At 71.0% G+C, this 17,426-nt stretch carries 16 protein-coding genes and 1 riboswitch; of the genes, 13 read left to right on the plus strand and 3 right to left on the minus strand.

Annotation, left to right across the window (positions count from 1 at the left end):
• Positions 1–7: 7 nt before the first annotated feature.
• The 4 genes from HHX41_RS04940 to HHX41_RS04955 are packed head-to-tail and all read left to right on the plus strand — an operon-like array spanning position 8 to position 3,423.
• The gene (locus HHX41_RS04940; RefSeq protein ID WP_220503736.1) at positions 8–1,195 is read left to right on the plus strand and encodes an SRPBCC family protein; all 1,188 of its coding nucleotides are present in this window, start codon (positions 8–10) and stop codon (positions 1,193–1,195) included.
• Positions 1,192–1,707: a 3-keto-5-aminohexanoate cleavage protein gene (locus tag HHX41_RS04945; RefSeq protein ID WP_220503737.1), complete on the plus strand. Its 516-nt coding sequence runs from the start codon at positions 1,192–1,194 to the stop codon at positions 1,705–1,707. Before HHX41_RS04940 ends, HHX41_RS04945 begins: the two co-directional genes overlap by 4 nt.
• Complete coding sequence (locus HHX41_RS04950; RefSeq protein ID WP_182904972.1) at positions 1,694–2,650, plus strand: 3-hydroxyacyl-CoA dehydrogenase NAD-binding domain-containing protein; 957 nt, start codon at positions 1,694–1,696, stop codon at positions 2,648–2,650. Before HHX41_RS04945 ends, HHX41_RS04950 begins: the two co-directional genes overlap by 14 nt.
• Positions 2,638–3,423, plus strand: coding sequence for a VOC family protein (locus tag HHX41_RS04955; RefSeq protein WP_310741825.1), 786 nt, complete (start codon positions 2,638–2,640; stop codon positions 3,421–3,423). Before HHX41_RS04950 ends, HHX41_RS04955 begins: the two co-directional genes overlap by 13 nt.
• A 10-nt stretch (positions 3,424–3,433) precedes the next feature.
• On the opposite strand, the gene HHX41_RS04960 is transcribed toward HHX41_RS04955, so the two are convergent.
• Positions 3,434–3,766 carry a YnfA family protein gene (locus HHX41_RS04960; RefSeq protein WP_182904974.1) on the minus strand — a complete coding sequence of 111 codons (333 nt, stop codon included), beginning with the start codon at positions 3,764–3,766 and terminating at the stop codon, positions 3,434–3,436.
• A gap of 245 nt (positions 3,767–4,011) precedes the next feature.
• Between HHX41_RS04960 and HHX41_RS04965 the strand changes: the two genes are divergently transcribed.
• The 7 genes from HHX41_RS04965 to argG all read left to right on the plus strand — a co-directional run bounded on the left by HHX41_RS04965 (position 4,012) and on the right by argG (position 13,299).
• Positions 4,012–8,184 (plus strand): SpoIIE family protein phosphatase, encoded by a 4,173-nt coding sequence (locus HHX41_RS04965; RefSeq protein ID WP_310741780.1) that lies wholly within the window; start codon positions 4,012–4,014, stop codon positions 8,182–8,184.
• Positions 8,184–8,486: an STAS domain-containing protein gene (locus tag HHX41_RS04970; protein ID WP_169983873.1), complete on the plus strand. Its 303-nt coding sequence runs from the start codon at positions 8,184–8,186 to the stop codon at positions 8,484–8,486. Before HHX41_RS04965 ends, HHX41_RS04970 begins: the two co-directional genes overlap by 1 nt.
• 71 nt (positions 8,487–8,557) lie before the next feature.
• Positions 8,558–8,687, plus strand: a riboswitch (cobalamin riboswitch).
• A 34-nt stretch (positions 8,688–8,721) separates the two neighbouring features.
• Entirely contained in the window at positions 8,722–8,910 is a 189-nt protein-coding gene (locus HHX41_RS04975) for a CbtB-domain containing protein (RefSeq protein WP_182904975.1), read from the plus strand.
• An 8-nt stretch (positions 8,911–8,918) separates the two neighbouring features.
• Entirely contained in the window at positions 8,919–9,662 is a 744-nt protein-coding gene (locus tag HHX41_RS04980; RefSeq protein WP_182904976.1) for a CbtA family protein, read from the plus strand.
• 10 nt (positions 9,663–9,672) lie between these two features.
• Positions 9,673–10,230 (plus strand): histidine phosphatase family protein, encoded by a 558-nt coding sequence (locus HHX41_RS04985; protein ID WP_169983876.1) that lies wholly within the window; start codon positions 9,673–9,675, stop codon positions 10,228–10,230.
• A 288-nt stretch (positions 10,231–10,518) separates the two neighbouring features.
• Positions 10,519–11,715 carry an ROK family transcriptional regulator gene (locus HHX41_RS04990; RefSeq protein ID WP_182904977.1) on the plus strand — a complete coding sequence of 399 codons (1,197 nt, stop codon included), beginning with the start codon at positions 10,519–10,521 and terminating at the stop codon, positions 11,713–11,715.
• A 135-nt stretch (positions 11,716–11,850) separates the two neighbouring features.
• Positions 11,851–13,299, plus strand: a complete 1,449-nt coding sequence (gene argG, locus HHX41_RS04995) for an argininosuccinate synthase (protein ID WP_182904978.1) — start codon at positions 11,851–11,853, stop codon at positions 13,297–13,299.
• A 172-nt stretch (positions 13,300–13,471) separates the two neighbouring features.
• Here argG and HHX41_RS05000 read toward each other — a convergent pair whose 3' ends face one another.
• Positions 13,472–14,368, minus strand: a complete 897-nt coding sequence (locus HHX41_RS05000) for an NAD(P)-dependent oxidoreductase (RefSeq protein WP_182904979.1) — start codon at positions 14,366–14,368, stop codon at positions 13,472–13,474.
• 49 nt (positions 14,369–14,417) lie between these two features.
• On the opposite strand from HHX41_RS05000, the gene HHX41_RS05005 reads away from it, so the two are divergent.
• Both HHX41_RS05005 and HHX41_RS05010 read left to right on the plus strand, forming a co-directional pair.
• Entirely contained in the window at positions 14,418–14,813 is a 396-nt protein-coding gene (locus tag HHX41_RS05005) for a helix-turn-helix domain-containing protein (protein ID WP_182904980.1), read from the plus strand.
• Between the two features lie 218 nt (positions 14,814–15,031).
• On the plus strand, positions 15,032–16,876 hold the full coding sequence (locus HHX41_RS05010) for a glycoside hydrolase family 15 protein (protein WP_182904981.1): 1,845 nt from the start codon (positions 15,032–15,034) through the stop codon (positions 16,874–16,876).
• Positions 16,877–16,888: 12 nt separating this feature from the next.
• Here the strand turns inward: HHX41_RS05010 and HHX41_RS05015 are convergent, their stop codons facing one another.
• The gene (locus tag HHX41_RS05015; protein WP_182904982.1) at positions 16,889–17,410 is read right to left on the minus strand and encodes a hypothetical protein; all 522 of its coding nucleotides are present in this window, start codon (positions 17,408–17,410) and stop codon (positions 16,889–16,891) included.
• Positions 17,411–17,426 lie beyond the last annotated feature (16 nt).

Consider the following 17,426-nt stretch of genomic DNA (forward strand, 5'->3'; position numbering starts at 1 on the left):
TCCCACCATGGCACCTGTCACGATGGCCGACGTACGCCGCGTCGGCACCGGTTTCCACCAGGACCCCGAACGATCGATGTCGCTGCGGTCGGAGGCGTACACGGACCCGCGGTGGCTCGATGTCGACGTCCGGGCCGTTTTCGCCCGCACGTGGCAGTGGGTCTGCCACGTGGAGAAGCTCCGGTCGCCGGGCAGCTACGTGTCGGCCACCGTGGCCGGCATGCCGATCGCGATCGTGCGCGATCGTGACGGAGCGCTGCGCGCGTTCTACAACGTCTGCAAGCACCGCGCCCACGAACTGCTCACGGGCTCCGGCACCACGCGCAACATCGTCTGTCCGTACCACGCGTGGACCTACGGCCTGGACGGGCAGCTGAAGGCGGCTCGTCGCGCCGACAAGATGGCGACCTTCGACAAGAGCGAGATCTGTCTCGACCAGGTGCTGGTGGAGGAGTTCGGCGGCTTCGTCTACGTGAACCTGGACTCGGGCGCCGCTCCCCTGGCCGAGCAGGCCGGGGACCTGGCGGCCGAGATCGCCAGGTGGGCCCCCGACGTGGCCGGACTGACCCTCGCGAAGCGCTTGACCTACGACATCGCGTCCAACTGGAAGAACGTCATCGACAACTTCCTGGAGTGCTACCACTGCCATATCGCCCACAAGGAGTTCGTCGACCTCGTCGACATGGACACCTACGAGGTGAAGACGTACGGCATCTGGTCGAGCCACTTCGCCGAGGCCGGCAAGCAGGAGAACGCCGCGTACGACGTCGCGGGCGCGTCGGTCACCGAGCACGCGGTCTGGTGGCTGTGGCCCAACACCTGTCTGCTGCGCTACCCCGGCCGCGGCAACTTCATGGTCCTGCAGGTGATTCCGGCCGGTCCCGACCGGACCCTGGAGACCTGGGACTTCTACTTCGAGACGGCCGAGCTCATGGATGCCGAGGTGGAGGCGGTGCGGTACATCGACGAGGTGCTGCAGCAGCAGGACATCACCATCGTGGAGAGCGTCCAGCGCGGCATGAACACCCCGGCCTTCGACCAGGGCCGCATCGTCTACGACCCGGATGGCTCGGGGCTGTCCGAGCACGGCGTGCATCACTTCCACGGTCTCGTCCTCGACGCCTACCGGTCGTGGGTGGAAGGGACCGCCGCCGGGCGCGACCACGCGGATGGGAGCCGGCCTTCCTGGAGATGACGCGCGACTTCATCTTCAAGAACACCTTCGCCGACCTGGAGTACGTCGTGAAGGAACTCGGCCACGGCCACGGGACCAGGTTCGAGTTCGAGTGCTACGACCTCGGCCACCTCTACAACCTGGCCTGGCTTATCGACCAGGGCTGGATCGAGCCGCCCTTCTCCGTGCAGATGGTCTTCGGTGTGCTCGGCGGTGTGGGGGCCGACCTCGACAACCTCCAGCACATGCACACGGTGGCGGACCGGCTGTTCGGCGACAGCTACGAGTGGTCGGTGCTCGCGGCCGGACGCCACCAGATGCCGTTCGCGACGCAGGCGGCCATGCTCGGCGGCAACCTGCGGGTGGGCATGGAGGACAGCCTGTTCATCGGACCCGGCGAGCTCACCACGTCGAACGCCGACCAGGTACGCAAGATTCGCGGCGTCATCGAGTCGCTCGGGCACGAGGTCGCCACTGCGGCGCAGGCCCGGGAGCGGCTCGGTCTCAAGGGAGCCGGCCATGTCACCTTCTGAGGTCACCCGTGTCGCCTCGCTCGGCGGGGGAGTGATCGGCCAGAGCTGGACCGCCCTGTTCCTGGCCGCGGGGAAGTCCGTCACGCTGTTCGACCCCGATCCGGCCGCGGAAGGGCGGGTCCGCCGCGCGGTGGAGACCGCGTGGCCGGCGCTGGCCGAGCTCGGTCTGACGACCCGGGCCGAGCCGGAGGGCGAGCTGCTCGTGTGCGCCGACGCGCGGACGGCGGTGGCGGACGCCCAGTTCGTCCAGGAGAGCGTGCCCGAGCGGATCGAGCTCAAGCACCGGCTGTACGCCGAGATCGAACCCGCCCTCGCCGAGGACGCGATCGTGGCGTCGTCGGCATCCGGCCTGACCCTCACCGAACTGCAGGCCGGCTGGGACCGTCCGGACCGGCTCGTCCTCGGTCACCCCTTCAACCCGCCGCATCTGATCCCCCTCGTCGAGGTCATGGGCAACGACCGGACAGGCGCCGGTGTGGTCGACCGGGCCCGTGACTTCTACGAGTCCGTCGGCAAGGTGACGATCGAGGTCAAACGGGAGGTCCCCGGCCACGTCGCCAACCGGCTGCAAGCCGCCCTGTGGCGAGAGGCCATCCACCTCGTCAACGAGGGCGTGGCATCCGTGGACGACGTCGACACCGCCATCTCGTACGGACCGGGCCTGCGCTGGGCGGCCTGGGGACCGACGACGCTGTTCCACCTCGGCGCCGGAGAGGGAGGCATCGCCGCCTTCTGCGAGCGGTACGCCGACAGCTTCAACCGCTGGTGGGACGACCTGGGTCACCCCCATCTGGACGAGGCCACCGCGGCCCGGCTGGCCGGCGGGCTGACGGCCGCCGGGTCCGGTGACCTCGATGCCCTGGCCGCGCAGCGCGACGCCATGATCGTGGCGGCGATCCTGGCGGCGGGGCGCGTCAAGGGAGGTGCGGAATCGCCGGCGTAACCCTCGACCACACGTCGTTCGCCGTCCACGACGCGATGGGCTGGGCACGGCGGCTGCGGCGCGAGCTGGGCGCGACCCCGATCTTCGGTGAGCGGCTCGCGGAGTTCGGGTACCTGCTGCTCCACGTCGGCACCGCCGACGAGGGCGCGAGACTGCAACTGCTCGAGCCGAGGGACGAGGGGTTCCTCACCCGATTCCTGGACGCCCGCGGCGAGGGCCCGCACCACATCACCTTCGTCGTACCGGACCTGCGTACGACGGTGGTGCGGGCCCGCGCGCTCGGCCTGACCGTCGTCGGCGAGGACTACGACCACCCGCCGTGGCGCGAGGCGTTCATCGCGCCCGACCGCAGGCACGGCGTCGTCATCCAGCTCGCGCAGTCCGACCGGAGCTACCCGCCTGCCGGCCGGCTGCTGTCGAGCCGAACCCGTGTCGTCGAGGACTTCCCCAGCTCCCGGGGTGCCACCGAGCCGCTGTGGTGGACCGGGCTGTGGGAGACCGCACCGGGACCGGTCGCACGGCTGGGGACGACACATCTCGCGTCGACGGACCTCGAGTTCTCCCGGCTCGTCTTCGGGGAGCTGCTGGAGGCCCGGGTGGCCGGAGACGACTCGGAGCTGGACCTGTCGTGGCCCGGCGGATCGGTCCGGGTGCACGCCTCGGACCGCGCGGGCGTGACCGGGATGAGCCTGCGCGGCGGCCCCGCCGGCGGCATCGCGATCGGCCCCGCCCGGCTCGACGACAGGACCCCCGGCGCGTCACCAACCTGCTGACCGAGTACACCTAGCCGCGCGGCGCGTACATGATGACCAGGACACCCAGCAGGCAGACGGCCGCCCCGATCAGATCCCACCGGTCGGGGCGGAAGCCGTCCACCACCATGCCCCAGATCAGCGAGCCCGCGACGAACACGCCTCCGTAGGCGGCGAGGATCCGGCCGAAGTTGGCGTCCGGCTGGAAGGTCGCCACCAACCCGTAAAGGCCCAGGGCGACGAACCCCGCCCCGACCCACAGCAGCCCGCGCTGTTCTCTCACTCCCTGCCAGACGAGCCAGGCACCGCCGATCTCGGCGAGCGCGGCGACGACGAACAACAAGAGGGAACGCGCGACGGTCACGGCTGCGACTGTAGAGGAACGGTCACCGTCTCCTGCTTCCGGCAGCCGCAGGCGGCCCGGTACAGGATGCAGCCCCGCGATAAGCCTTCTGTGGTGGTTCATCCCTGTTCTCCTGGCAGGGGTATCCTGCTGCGCACATGTCACCGACTTCCCCCCGACATCAGCGGGGCCCGCGGTGCGGCAAACGGCACGGTACGGAGTCCGGTGCGAGCGAGCTGGGCTCGGCGTGAACGGAGGGGTGTCGAGTGACGCGCTGCGAGGACGCTGAGCAGCAGCCGCGGACAGCGGCCGGGGCCGGAGTGTTCGCCGTAGACGACGAGGTCGGCCGGGATCTGGCGTTGGTGGACTGGGCGGCGACGCCCCTGGGACCGCCGGACGAGTGGCCGCAGAGCCTGCAGACGGCGGTGAGCATCCTGCTGTCGTCCCGGTTCTCCATGTGGATGGCGTGGGGGCCGGACCTGACGTTCTTCTGCAACGCCGCCTACCGCCGCGACACCCTGGGCCGGAAATACCCGTGGGCGCTGGGCCGGCCCGCGAGCGAGGTCTGGGCGGAGATCTGGGGCGACATCGGCCCGCGGATCGAGGCCGTGCTGGCCACGGGGAAGGCGACCTGGGACGAGGCGCTCCTGCTGTTCCTGGAACGAGCAGGCTACCCGGAGGAGACCTACCACACGTTCTCCTACAGTCCCCTGCGCGACGATTCCGGCGCCGTTGTCGGCATGCTGTGCGTCGTCAGCGAGGAGACCGAGCGGGTCATCGGCGAGCGGCGCATGGCGACCCTGCGGGACCTCGGCTCGGACCCCAGCGTGGTCCGCACCGAGCAGGAGATGCTGGCCTTCGCCTGCAGGCAGCTCGGCCGCAACCTCCAGGACCTCCCGTTCACCCTGACCTACCTGTACCAGGAGGGCGGCGGCGTGCGGCTGGCGGGGGTGACCGGGATTTCCGCCGGGCATCCGGCCGCCCCCCTCACACTGCCGGCCGACGATCCGGACGCGGTATGGCCTTCGACGGTGCTGGCCCGGGGAGAGCCGGTGCTCGTCCCGCTCGACGGCGCCGCGTACGCCGGTCTCCCGTCCGGAGACTGGCCGGAGCCGCCCGTACAGGCGCTGGTGGTGCCGCTGCTCCAGCAGGGCAGTGCGCCGTACGGGTTCCTCGTGACCGCGCTCAACCGCTACCGCCGCCTGGACGACGCCTACCGCGGGTTCATCGAGCTGGCCGCGGGGCACGTCGCGGCGGGCGTCGCGAGCGCGCGCAGCTACCAGGCGCAGCAGCGGCGGGCGGAGGAGCTGGCCGAGCTCGACCGTGCGAAGACGGTCTTCTTCTCCAACATCAGCCACGAGTTCCGCACTCCCCTGACCCTGATCATGGGGCCGGTGGAGGAGCTGCGCGGCCGTCTCCAGGAAGCCGACGCGCAGGTGCGCGAGGAGCTGGAGGTCATCCGCCGCAACGGGTTGCGGCTGGGCAAGCTGGTCAACACCCTGCTGGACTTCTCCCGCATCGAAGCCGGCCGGATGCAGGCCAGCTACGAACCGGTCGACCTCGCCACGGTCACCGCCGAGCTGGCCAGCCTCTTCCGCTCCGCGATCGACAAGGCGGGGCTGGGGTTCCGGGTCGAGTGCCCTCCCCTGGACGAGCCGGTGTACATCGACCGCGGCATGTGGGAGAAGGTGGTGCTCAACCTGCTCAGCAATGCGTTGAAGTTCACCTTCGAGGGCTCGATCGGCGTCGAGGTGCGCGGGGAGGACGCCCAGGCGGTGGTGACCATCACCGACACGGGCATCGGCATCCCCGCGGCGGAGTTGCCGCGACTGTTCGAGCGGTTCCACCGCATCGAGAACGCCCGCTCGCGGTCCAACGAGGGCAGCGGCATCGGGCTGGCCCTCGTGCAGGAGCTGGTCGGCCTGCACGGCGGCACGATCACCGCGGACAGCATCGAGGGCGAGGGCACCCGATTCACCATCCGCGTGCCGTACGGCGCCGCGCACCTGCCCGAGGACGCGATCACGACGGCCGGCGCCGGCACCACCGGCACCCTCGCCGACCCCTACGTCGAAGAGGCGCTGCGCTGGCTGCCCGCGGACGGCAGGGGCGAACCCGCCGGGACCGCCATGGAGAAGGTGTCCCACGAGGGACTCGCGGCCCGCGCCGAAGACTCCGCCGCCCCGGCGCGTGTGCTGGTCGCCGACGACAACGCCGACATGCGCGGGTACCTCGTCCGTCTCCTCCAGGGCGCCGGCTACCTCGTCAGCACCGCGGGCGACGGGATGGAGGCCCTGGACGCCATCCACGCGGACGCCCCCGATCTGGTGATCAGCGACGTGATGATGCCCCGCCTGGACGGCCTGTCCCTGGTCGCGGCACTGCGGGCCGATCCACGCACCGCGACCGTGCCCGTGGTGCTGCTGTCCGCGCGGGCGGGCCAGGAGGCGTCAATCGAGGGACTGCAGGCCGGGGCCGACGACTACCTGGTCAAGCCCTTCGCCGCCGCGGAGCTGCTCGCGCGGGTGCGGGCCACCATGGACATGGCGCGGCTGCGCCAGCACCAGGCGCGCTGGCGTACGGCACTGGTGAACTCGCTGCAGGAGGCGTTCTTCGTCTGCGACGAGGACGGCGCCGTCGTCGAGATCAACAAAGCGTTCACCGACATCCTCGGCTACGGCCCCGAGAGCCTGCCCTACACGCCGATCCACCCGTGGTGGCCGGACGCCGCCGGCGATCCCGAGGCCCATCAGCAGGTCGCCGACGCGTTCAGCGGCCTCGTCGGCCCCGGGCAGGGCAGCTACACCATCCCCGTCACCCACAGCGACGGGCACCGGCTGTGGGTCAGCGTCAGCTTCAACCAGGCACAGGATCCCGACACCGGACGCCGGGTCGTCGTCGGCACCCTTCGCGACGTCACGGCCGAGCACTACGCCATCCAGCGCGAGAGCGCCCTCGCCTCCCTGAGCACCTGCCTTTCCCAGGCGGGGAGTCTCTCCGACGCGCTGACCGGCGCACTGGAGGAACTACGGAACCTGTGGCGCGCGAAGTCCGTGCTGGCCGCCGTCTTCGGCCAGGGCGACGAAGAGCCGGCCCTGACCGCGACGGACACCTCGGTGAGCTGGCACGGGATGCCCGCCGAACGCCGCCGGACGCTCGCCGGCATGCCGCAGCGGCCTCTGCTCACCCCGGTCGCCGGGCGCGACGGGGTCGGCATCCTCCTGGAGCACCCCGACGGCCCGATGGCGCTGTGGATCGAACTGGGCGACCGGTCTTTCACCGCCGAGGACCAGCTGCTGCTGTCGCTGCTGGCCGGGCGGCTGGCCCAGGGACTGGTCCGCGCCCACCAGATCGACCAGCAACGCGAGACCGCGATCGCGCTGCAGCGCGCCATCCTCGGCCCCGCCCAGCTTCCCGACGGGTTCGCCGTACGCTACGAGCCCGCCACCCGGCCCCTGGAGGTCGGCGGCGACTGGTACGACACCATCGCCCTGCCCGGCGGACGCATCGGCATCGTCGTCGGCGACTGCGTCGGACGCGGGGTGGAGGCCGCCGCCGTCATGGGACAACTGCGCAGCGCCTGCCGCGCGCTGCTCCTGCAGGACGACAGCCCGGCCCGCGTGCTCATGGCCCTCGACCAGTTCGCCGCCGGTGTCCCCGGCGCCCGGTGCACCACGGTCTTCTGCGGCGTCCTCGACCCGGAGACCGGGCACCTGTCGTACTCCAGCGCGGGACACCCCCCGGGCATACTCGCCCACCCCGACGGCAGCACCGGCCTGCTCGACGGCGGACGTTTCGTTCCCCTGGCCGTCCGCCCGGGTGCGACGCGCCCGGAGGGCGAGGCGGTAATCCCCGCGCGTGCCACGCTCATGCTCTACACGGACGGCCTGGTCGAACGTCGTCGCCGCTCGCTGTATTCGGGCATCGACCAGGCCAGCCAAGCCGTACAGGACGGCAGGAACGTCGCGGTCGACGACCTCGCCACGCAGGTGATGATCCGCCTGGCGCCCGCCGACGGCTACGACGACGACGTCGCTCTGCTGCTCTACCGGCACCCGGCCCCACTGGAGATGACGTTCCCCGCCGAGTCGTCGCAGCTCGCGCCCGTTCGTAAGGCGCTGCGGAGCTGGCTCGGCCAGTGCGACCTACCGGCCCAGATCGTGCAGAACGTCCTGGTCGCCGCCGGTGAGGCGTGCGCCAACGCGATCGAGCACGGCCACCGCCACACTCCCGGCGACATCGTCCGGCTCCGGGCCGAGGCGTCCGTCGACAACCTGCGCCTCACCGTCGCCGACACCGGCCGCTGGAAGGCCCCGCAACCCGAGGTGAACAGCCACCGCGGCCGCGGCGTCGCCCTCATGCGCGCCATGATGCAGCAGGTCACCATCACCCCGGGCCCGTCCGGCACCACCGTCGACATGCAGATGAGGATCGCCTGATGACCACGCCGCTCACCCTCACCCCCGGCCATGGCCCTGACGGCGCCGCCCTGCTGACCGTCGCCGGTGAGATCGACATGAGCAACACCGACAGCCTCGCCGCCGCTCTCGACCGCACGCCGGGCCCCGTCGTCCTCGACCTGACCCTCGTCGAATACCTCGACAGCGCGGGCCTGAGCGTCCTGTTCGCCCACGCCGACCGCATCACCCTCATCGCCAACCCCCTGCTGACCCCCCTCCTGACCATCTCCGGGCTCGCCGACCTCGCCACCGTCCAGGACGGCGGTCCCGACGTCCGTTAGGGCGGGCGTTTCTCGGCCTCGTCCTGTGGCCGGACCGCTGGGCACCTCCTGTGAAGGGTTGACGCGAACAGGAGGAAGGGATACGTTCCGGTGGATTTCACGATCGTCCAAGGGAAATCCGGTGAGATGCCGGTGCGGACGCGCCACTGTATCCGGGACGCACATCCCGGGAGCCAGGTCGCTTGGGCCTTCGTGACCTCGCATGGTGGGACGCGTCATCCCTGAGGAGGCCTGTATGAGTGGAATGTCCACTCCTTCCGTCATCCCGATCCCGCGGCTGAGGCTGTGGCTGCTGACCGTGCCGGTGTTGCTGCTGATCGCCTACCTGGTTCTGATGGACAACGGGGCGATCTCGCAGACCGGCGCCTATCTGCACGAGCTCATGCACGACGGGCGCCACCTGCTCGGCGTGCCCTGCCACTGAGCGCGGGCGTGGTACGCACCCTGGTGGTCAGGGGCCTGCTTCTGGGCCTGCTGGCCGGATTGATCGCGGGCGGCTTCGCTTTCGCTTTCGGCGAGCCGCGGGTCGACAGCGCGATCGCGCTGGAGGAGGCCCACGTCGCGCACGACGCGCATGGTCACGACCGCGGCGAGGAGGAACTGGTCGGCAGACCGGGGCAGAAGGCCGGGTTGTTCCTCGCCACCGGCCTGTACGGGCTCGCTGTGGGAGGGATCTTCGCCCTCGCGTACGCGGGACTGCGCGGGCGGGTCGGCCCCCGGTCGGAGGGCGGGCTGGCACTCGCCGCGGCAGGGACGGCGTTCGTGGCGGTGATTCTTGTGCCATTCGTGAAATATCCGGCCAACCCGCCGGCCGTCGGAGACCCGGAGACGATCAACAGCCGTACCGTGCTCTACGTGGTGATGGTCCTCGTCGGGCTCGCGGCGGCGGTGATCGCGGTGGCGACCGCCCGCAGGGTCACCGCGGGGCCCTGGGCGCGGTGGACCGCGGCGGCGCTGGCGTTCCTGGTCCCGGTGACAGCCGCCTGGACTCTGCTGCCCACCGTCGACGAGGTGCCCGAGGGCTTCCCCGCCACCTTGTTGTGGCAGTTCAGGCTCGCTTCGCTGGGGACCCAGCTGGTCTTCTGGACGGCCTTCGGCGTGTTGTTCGGGTGGGTGAGCGACCGGGCGGCGGGACGTGCGCGGGCCGTCCCGGCCACCGCCGCCACGCCGATCTGAGCCGGGCACGGTGCTGCTCGTTCGGCATGCCGGTACGCCGGAGATGCGGGCCGCCCGATTTCCCCTGGCCGATCGGGACGCCGACGCGGCGAGCCTGGCCAGGGCCGCCGCTCTGGCTCCGATGACGGCGGGCTCGGCCGGGTGGGCCGGTCCCGCCGTTGCCGCGCGCCAGACCGCCGCCGCCATCGGTCTGGAGGCGCGGGTGGCGCCGGCGCTCGCCGAGGTGGACGTCGGCCGGTGGCGCGGCCTGCCGTACGAGCAGGTCGCGCGGGAGGAGCCGGACGCCTTGGTGAGCTGGCTTACCGACCCGCACGTGGTTCCGCACGGCGGTGAGAGCCTGGCCGCGCACGCCGAGCGGGTCGCCGCCTGGCTCGACCTGGTGCGCGCGGAGCCCGGCGTCGTCGCCGTGTGCGACGCGGGCACGATCCGGGCGGCGATCGGCCATGCGCTGGGGCTCGATCCGCTGGGCGCCGCTCTCTTCGATCTCGCGCCGCTGTCGGTCACCGAGTTGCTAGCCACGCGGAGCGGCTGGCGGGTCGCCTACGTCAACCGGAAGGTCCCGTCGTGAGCCGGTCCGCGCCGAACGGCCGGACATCTGGCGGAAATGGCGATCCCTCTGAGTCGGCCGAGGGCTGACTTCGGCCGGGCGCCTGCCGAAAGGCGCCCGGTGCCCACCGTGGGCCCGACGAGTTCCGCGGACATGCACGAATGCGAGTTTCCTCGCCGGACGGCGCACGGATCGGGCCGGACTTCTTCCCAATCCTTCTCGGATGAGATGAGTGCGGCGGATTTCCGGCCGGACCGGGAGTTTCGCGCGGATGACGAATGAGGCGTCACCCGATGAGAAACTTGGCATGTGGAGACTTCGGTGCCAGGGCGAGCCGAAACACGGCTCCAGGCCAAAATCCTGACGCGATTGCGAGACGCCGGTCCGCAATCTCGCATTCAGCTGTCGGAACACTTCGAAGTGTCACGAACGACGATCGGGACCGAACTCGGCCGGCTCACGGCGCTTCATCTCGTCGAGGAAATCGGACCGGCCGCGTCCCGCGGAGGCCGCCGCTCGACCGTCATCGATCTCGCCGGTCACGTTCGGTTCGTCGGCATAGCCATCGGTGCGACCTCTGTCTCCACCGCGGTCACCGATGGCCGGCTGCGAGTTCTCGCGTTCGAACGCACCGAATGCGACGTACGCCGGGGGCCTGAGCCGGTGCTCGAACTCGCCGCGGAACAGACCCGGCGGCTGCTCGTGAAATTGGGAGTGGACAGGCCGCTGGGAGTCGGCGTGGGCGTGCCCGGCCCGGTGGACTTCTCCCGCGGTATCCCGGTGTCGCCGCCGATCATGCCGGGATGGGACGGTTATCCGGCCCGCGATCTGCTCGGGCGGCGGTTCGATTGTCCGGTCTTACTGGACAACGATGTCAATGTAATGGCACTCGGCGAACAACACGCCGGTGCGGCGGGTACCGTGGAGAACTTCCTGTTCGTCAAGGTCGGCACGGGCATCGGCTGCGGAATCGTGGCCAAGGGTGAGCTCTATCGCGGCATGGACGGATGTGCGGGGGATATCGGACACATCCCGGTCGCCGATTCGGTCGCCGTCTGCGCGTGCGGCAACACGGGATGCCTGGAGGCGTCCTTCGGCGGCGACGCGCTCGCTCGCGACGCCCTCGCCACGGCCCAGTCAGGGCGCTCGCCCCTGCTCCGGGAACTCCTCGAACGCACCGGGACGCTCACCGCCGCCGATGTGGGGGAGGCGGTCGGCGCCGGGGACGCGACGTCCGTCCAGATGGTGCGCGACGGGGGACGGCGGGTGGGCGAGGTTCTGGCGGGCCTGGTGTCGTTCTTCAACCCGAGCCTCATCGTCCTGGGTGGCGGGCTCACGCTGCTGGGCCACGTCCTGCTCGCCGAGATCCGCGGGGCGATCTACCGGCGCTCGCTGCCGCTCGCCACCAGGAACCTGCCGATCATGATGAGCGATCTCGGCCCGCAGGCCGGCGTTATCGGGGCGGCCAGACTCGTGAGTCAGGAGGTCTACGGGGTCGCCCGGTGATCGGCGCTCGCACCCGCACCCGCACTCCGCACCCGCACCCCGGCACCCGCACCTGAGGACCCGCCGGCACTCGGCCGCCGGAGACATCACGCGCCGGATTGCATGATCATGCATTCCCGTGTATATATTCTAGTCGTGTCCAAGGTGCTCACTTCTCTGCCTGTCGGCGAGCGTGTCGGGATCGCCTTTTCCGGTGGCCTCGACACTTCTGTAGCGGTCGCGTGGATGCGGGAGAAGGGTGCAGTGCCGTGCACCTACACCGCAGACGTCGGCCAGTACGACGAACCTGACATCGTCTCGGTGCCGGGGCGTGCAACCGCGTACGGCGCGGAGATCGCCCGGCTGGTCGACTGCCGGGCCGCCCTGGTCGAGGAGGGGCTCGCGGCCCTGGCCTGCGGGGCGTTCCACATCAGGTCCGGCGGCCGCACATACTTCAACACCACCCCGCTCGGGCGGGCCGTCACCGGCACGCTGCTGGTGCGCGCGATGCTCGAGGACGGCGTGCAGATCTGGGGAGACGGCTCCACCTTCAAGGGCAACGACATCGAGCGGTTCTACCGTTACGGTCTGCTCGCCAACCCCTCGCTGCGGATCTACAAGCCGTGGCTGGACGCCGACTTCGTCAACGAGCTCGGCGGACGCAAGGAGATGTCCGAGTGGCTGCTCGCCCACGGGCTGCCCTACCGGGACAGCGTGGAGAAGGCCTACTCGACCGACGCGAACATCTGGGGCGCGACGCACGAGGCCAAGTCCCTCGAGCACCTCGACACGGGCATCGAGATCGTCGATCCCATCATGGGCGTGCGCTTCTGGGACCCCTCCGTCGAGATCGCCGCCGAGGACGTCACGATCGGCTTCGAGCAGGGACGTCCAGTCACGATCAACGGCAAGGAGTTCCCCTCCGCCGTCGATCTGGTGCTGGAGGCCAACGCCATCGGCGGCCGGCACGGCCTGGGCATGTCCGACCAGATCGAGAACCGGATCATCGAGGCCAAGAGCCGCGGCATCTACGAGGCGCCGGGCATGGCGTTGCTGCACGCGGCCTACGAGCGGCTGGTCAACGCGATCCACAACGAGGACACCCTCGCGGCCTACCACAACGAGGGCCGGCGGCTGGGCAGGCTGCTCTACGAGGGCCGCTGGCTGGACCCGCAGGCGCTGATGCTGCGCGAGTCGCTGCAGCGCTGGGTCGGCATGGCGGTGACCGGCGAGGTGACCCTGCGGTTGCGGCGCGGTGAGGACCACTCCGTGCTGAACACGTCCGGACCGGCGTTCAGCTACCACCCGGACAAGCTCTCCATGGAGCGCACCGAGGACTCGGCTTTCGGCCCGGTCGACCGCATCGGGCAGCTGACGATGCGCAACCTCGACATCGCCGACTCCCGCGCCAAGCTTGAGCAGTACGCCAGGCTCGGCATGGTCGGCACCCAGCAGCCGGCCTTGATCGGCGCGGCGCAGGCGGCCTCGACCGGCCTGATCGGCGCGATGGCCGAAGGCGGGGCCGAGGCCATCGCCTCCCGCGGCGAGGCTCCCACGGAGGAGGAGCTGCTCGACCAGGCCGCGATGGAGCTCGGCACCGACTGAGGCCACGACGTTCGCTGAGGGCGCCCGGCACGCCGGGCGCCCTCAGCACGTCCTCGCCGGTTATGGCGACCACGGGGCGCGGTCGGATCGGCCACCACGCGGGGAAGGCGCCGGCGTCCTCGCTCCTGCCGTCCGGCCTCCCAGGAGCCCGGTGATCGCCGGGGGCGGCGCGCTAGACGAGGACCCGGGGGTTGAGGATCTCGGTGATCCGGATGAACCCGTCGGCGCCGTGGCCCTTTCCGATCACTCGGCGTGCCCAGCCCTCGGCCGCGCGCATCACGCTCGCGTCGATGCCGTGCGCCTCGGACACGTGGACGATGTGGGCCATGGACGAGGCCGCCGAGGTGATCGGGTTGCCCTCGCCGGGGAACGCGCCGCTGTCCACGTCCCGCGCCGCCTGCTCGAAGAGGGGCGGCAGGATCGCGCCGATGCCCTTGGCGAACGGCGCCAGCTCGCGAGCGGTCACCCCCTCGGCCCGTGCCACCGCCAGCGCGTGCGCGTAGCCCGCCATCGCGGTCCAGAAGACGTCGAGCAGCGCGATGTCGTAGGCCGCCGCCCGGCCGATCTCCTCACCGAGATGGGTGTGCGTGCCGCCGAGCGCGTCCAGCAGCGGGCGGTGCCGCCGGTAGAGCTCCTCCGGGCCGCTGTGGAGGAACACCGCGGCCGGGGTGCCGATGGTCGTGGTCGGCGTCATGATCGCGCCGTCGAGGTAGCCGATGCCGTGCTCGGCCGCCCAGGCCCCGGCACTCCTTGCGCGGTCGGGCGTGTCGGCGGTCAGGTTCACGAGCGTGCGTCCCCGCAGTGCGTCGGTGACCGCGTCGCGCCGGAGGACGGCGTCCGCGGCGTCGTAGTTCACCACGCAGATCACGGTCAGCTCGCTCGCCGCGACCGCCGCCTCCGGCGTGGGGGCGCCCACCGCGCCCCGCTCGGCCAACTCGCGATCCCTGCCCGGTGTCCGGTTCCAGACCGTGGTCCGTACGCCGGCGTCCAGGAAGGCCCCGGCCAGGGCCCGGCCCATCGGGCCCAGGCCGAGCACGGTGACGGCAGACTGGTCGGTGTGCTGGATCATGTCTCAACTCCTGCGTGCATGACAGTGGGAGCGCTGAACGGGATGGACGATGACGCGTAGCCGTGCCCAGGACCTGAACGTCTGCGGGGTGACCGCCGCGATCGCGGTGATCGACGGCAAGTGGAAGACGATCCTGCTCTGGCTCCTGGAATCCGCGCCGCGTCGTCCCGGCGAGCTGGTCCGGCGACTGCCGGGCCTCACCGAGAAGGTGCTGACTCAGACGCTCCGGGAGATGGAGGCCGACGGGCTCGTGCACCGTGAGGTGCATGGCGGCCGCCCGCTGAAGACCGTGTACTCACTGACCGAGTTCGGCCGTGAGCTGTCCGAGGCGCTGGCGCCGCTGTCCGACTGGGGACACCGCCGCCTGGAGAAGCTGGCTCTGGAGAGGTCGGCCCCGGAGAGGCCGGTCCCGGAGAGGCCGACGGAGTCTGAATCGGTCTCCTGACACACCACCGGCACCTCCGTTCCGCCTGAAGTCGGGCCGGCCCTCCGGCCGCCCGGAACCAAGCTTCACGCCGCCCCGGCAGTGCGGACAAGTACCCACAAAAAGGTGGGTAGGCCGCACCCGTTCGGCTGTCGACACTTCTTTGCACAGTGCATACGTTGCCTTTGCTCGGGTAGCGCGGCCTTGTTCGCGAGATCGACCCCCGAAGGGGGAGCGTGGTGGCAGTGCGGATCGAGGACTACGGGCTGCTCGGTGACCTGCACACGGCCGCGCTGGTGGGGCGAGACGGGTCGATCGACTGGCTGTGCCTGCCCCGGTTCGACGCGCCCGCGTGTTTCGCCGCCCTGCTCGGCGACGACCGGGCCGGATTCTGGCGCCTGGCCCCCGTGAGCGGCGGTCTCTGCACGCGCCGCCGCTACCGCGGCGACTCTCTCGTCCTGGAGACGGAGTGGGACACCCCCGAGGGGTCCGTACGCGTGATCGACGCGATGCCGCCACGCGGCGAGGCGGCCGACGTGGTGCGGGTCGTGGAAGGCGTCAGCGGGCGGGTGCCGATGCGGATGGCGCTGCGGCTGCGGTTCGACTACGGGCACATCGTGCCGTGGGTGCGGCGCCAGGACGGGCGGCTCGCGGCGGTCGCCGGCCCGGACGCCGCCTGGCTGGAGACACCGGTGCCGCTCCGGGGCGAGGACATGACCACCTACGCCGAGTTCGAGGTGGCCGCCGGGCAGCGGGTGCCGTTCGTGCTGACCTATCGGCCGTCGCACGAGCGCGTGCCGCGCCCGGTCGACGCGGAGAAGGCCCTGGCCGACACGGAGGCGTACTGGACGTCGTGGATGCGCGGCTTCCGATACCAGGGCCGATGGGAGGAGGCCGTACGCCGGTCGCTGGTCGTGCTGAAGGCGCTGACCTACGCGCCGACCGGCGGCATCGTCGCCGCGGTCACCACCTCGCTGCCGGAACGGCCGGGCGGCCCGCGCAACTGGGACTACCGGTTCTGCTGGCTGCGCGACGCGACGTTCACGCTGCAGGCGCTGCTGGGCACCGGCTTCGTCGCCGAGGCCAAGGCCTGGCGGGAGTGGCTGTTGCGGGCCGCCGCCGGAGATCCGTCCGACCTGCAGATCATGTACGGGATCGACGGCACCCGCCGTCTGCCGGAATACGCCCTCGACTGGCTGGCCGGTTACGAGGGCTCGGCTCCGGTCCGGGTGGGCAACGCGGCGTCCGGGCAGTTCCAGCTCGACGTGTGGGGCGAGGTCCTCGACGGGCTGCATCTGGCCAGGACCGCCGGCATTCACGCCGAGGAGCCGGCCTGGGACCTGCAACGGGCGCTGCTGGACTTCCTGGAGAGCCACTGGGACGACCCGGACAACGGGCTGTGGGAGGTGCGCGGCGACCGCCGCCACTTCGTGCACTCCAAGGTCATGGCGTGGGCGGGCCTGGACCGGGCCGTGCGGGCCGTCGAACGCTTCGGCCTGGACGGGCCCGTGGATCGGTGGCGCGCGACCCGCGACAAGATCCACGCCGAGGTCTGCGACCGCGGCTACGACCCCGAGCGGGGCACGTTCACCCAGTTCTACGGCTCCAGAGGGCTGGACGCCGCCCTGCTGCTGATCCCCCGGGTGGGGTTCCTGCCCTGGGACGACCCGCGGGTGGCGGGCACCGTCGAGGCGGTGCGGCGCGAGCTGTGCTCCGACGGGTTCCTGCTGCGCTACCGGCCGCAGGCCGACGGCAACGTGGACGGCCTTCCCGGCACCGAGGGAGCGTTCATCACCTGCACGTTCTGGCTCGCCGACGCCCTGTACGGCATCGGCCGCCACCGGGAGGCGTACGAGTTGTTCGAACGGCTGCTGAGCCTCCGCAACGACCTCGGCCTGCTGAGCGAGGAGTGCGACCCGGCCACCGGCCGGCACCTCGGCAACACCCCGCAGGCGTTCAGCCACGTCGGGCTGGTGAACTCCGCCCGTCACCTGTCCGGCACCCGGCCCGCCGAGCACGTCGCGCACGGCCACGGCCACGGCCACGACCACGGCCACGACCACGACGGAAGCGGGCACTTGTGACGGCTCTCCGGTTCACTGCCACAGGAGCAGCACGGCGGTGAGGCCGAGGCTCGCTGCCACGAAACCGGCCGTCCTGGGCTGCAGGGCGGCCTCCCGGCGCGAGGAGACCACCAGTACGGCGCCTATGGCGAGCGCCACCACGAGGTGCAGGCCGTACCACACGGGGATCGGCACCCTGGCCAGGAAGGTTCCGGACAGGAGGTCGTCGGCGGAACCGTAGCCGGCGAGTGCGCCGAGCGCTGCCAGGCCCAGCACCGGGAGCGCGTACCGGTACCGGCCGAGCAGGGCCCAGACGACGGTCCCCAGGGCGAGCAGTATCTGGAAGCGGTGGTGCAGTTGCCGTGCGATCAGCCCGCCGTGGTCGTCGAAGCTGATGTCGAGGATCGAGTGGTAGGCGGCGGACATCGGGACGCCGCGCAGCGGCTCGTAGACGCCGGTGTAGGAGAGCGTCTCACCGCTCGGCACATAGGAGAACGCGAGGTAGCCGCCGGTGAGCAGGACGAGCACATACCAATAGACCAGTATTTCGCCCATCAACTGCCTCGCCCGA

This window comes from Microbispora sp. H13382 (assembly GCF_014161445.1).
Taxonomy (GTDB): Bacteria; Actinomycetota; Actinomycetes; order Streptosporangiales; family Streptosporangiaceae; genus Microbispora.

Coding starts and splice junctions, on each gene's coding strand:
- HHX41_RS04940 (WP_220503736.1), top strand. CDS start 8: ATGGCACCTGTCACGATGGCCGACGTACGCCGCGTCGGCACCGGTTTC.
- HHX41_RS04945 (WP_220503737.1), top strand. CDS start 1,192: ATGACGCGCGACTTCATCTTCAAGAACACCTTCGCCGACCTGGAGTAC.
- HHX41_RS04950 (WP_182904972.1), top strand. CDS start 1,694: ATGTCACCTTCTGAGGTCACCCGTGTCGCCTCGCTCGGCGGGGGAGTG.
- HHX41_RS04970 (WP_169983873.1), top strand. CDS start 8,184: ATGACCACGCCGCTCACCCTCACCCCCGGCCATGGCCCTGACGGCGCC.
- HHX41_RS04975 (WP_182904975.1), top strand. CDS start 8,722: ATGAGTGGAATGTCCACTCCTTCCGTCATCCCGATCCCGCGGCTGAGG.
- HHX41_RS05000 (WP_182904979.1), bottom strand. CDS start 14,368: ATGATCCAGCACACCGACCAGTCTGCCGTCACCGTGCTCGGCCTGGGC.
- HHX41_RS05005 (WP_182904980.1), top strand. CDS start 14,418: ATGACGCGTAGCCGTGCCCAGGACCTGAACGTCTGCGGGGTGACCGCC.
- HHX41_RS05015 (WP_182904982.1), bottom strand. CDS start 17,410: ATGGGCGAAATACTGGTCTATTGGTATGTGCTCGTCCTGCTCACCGGC.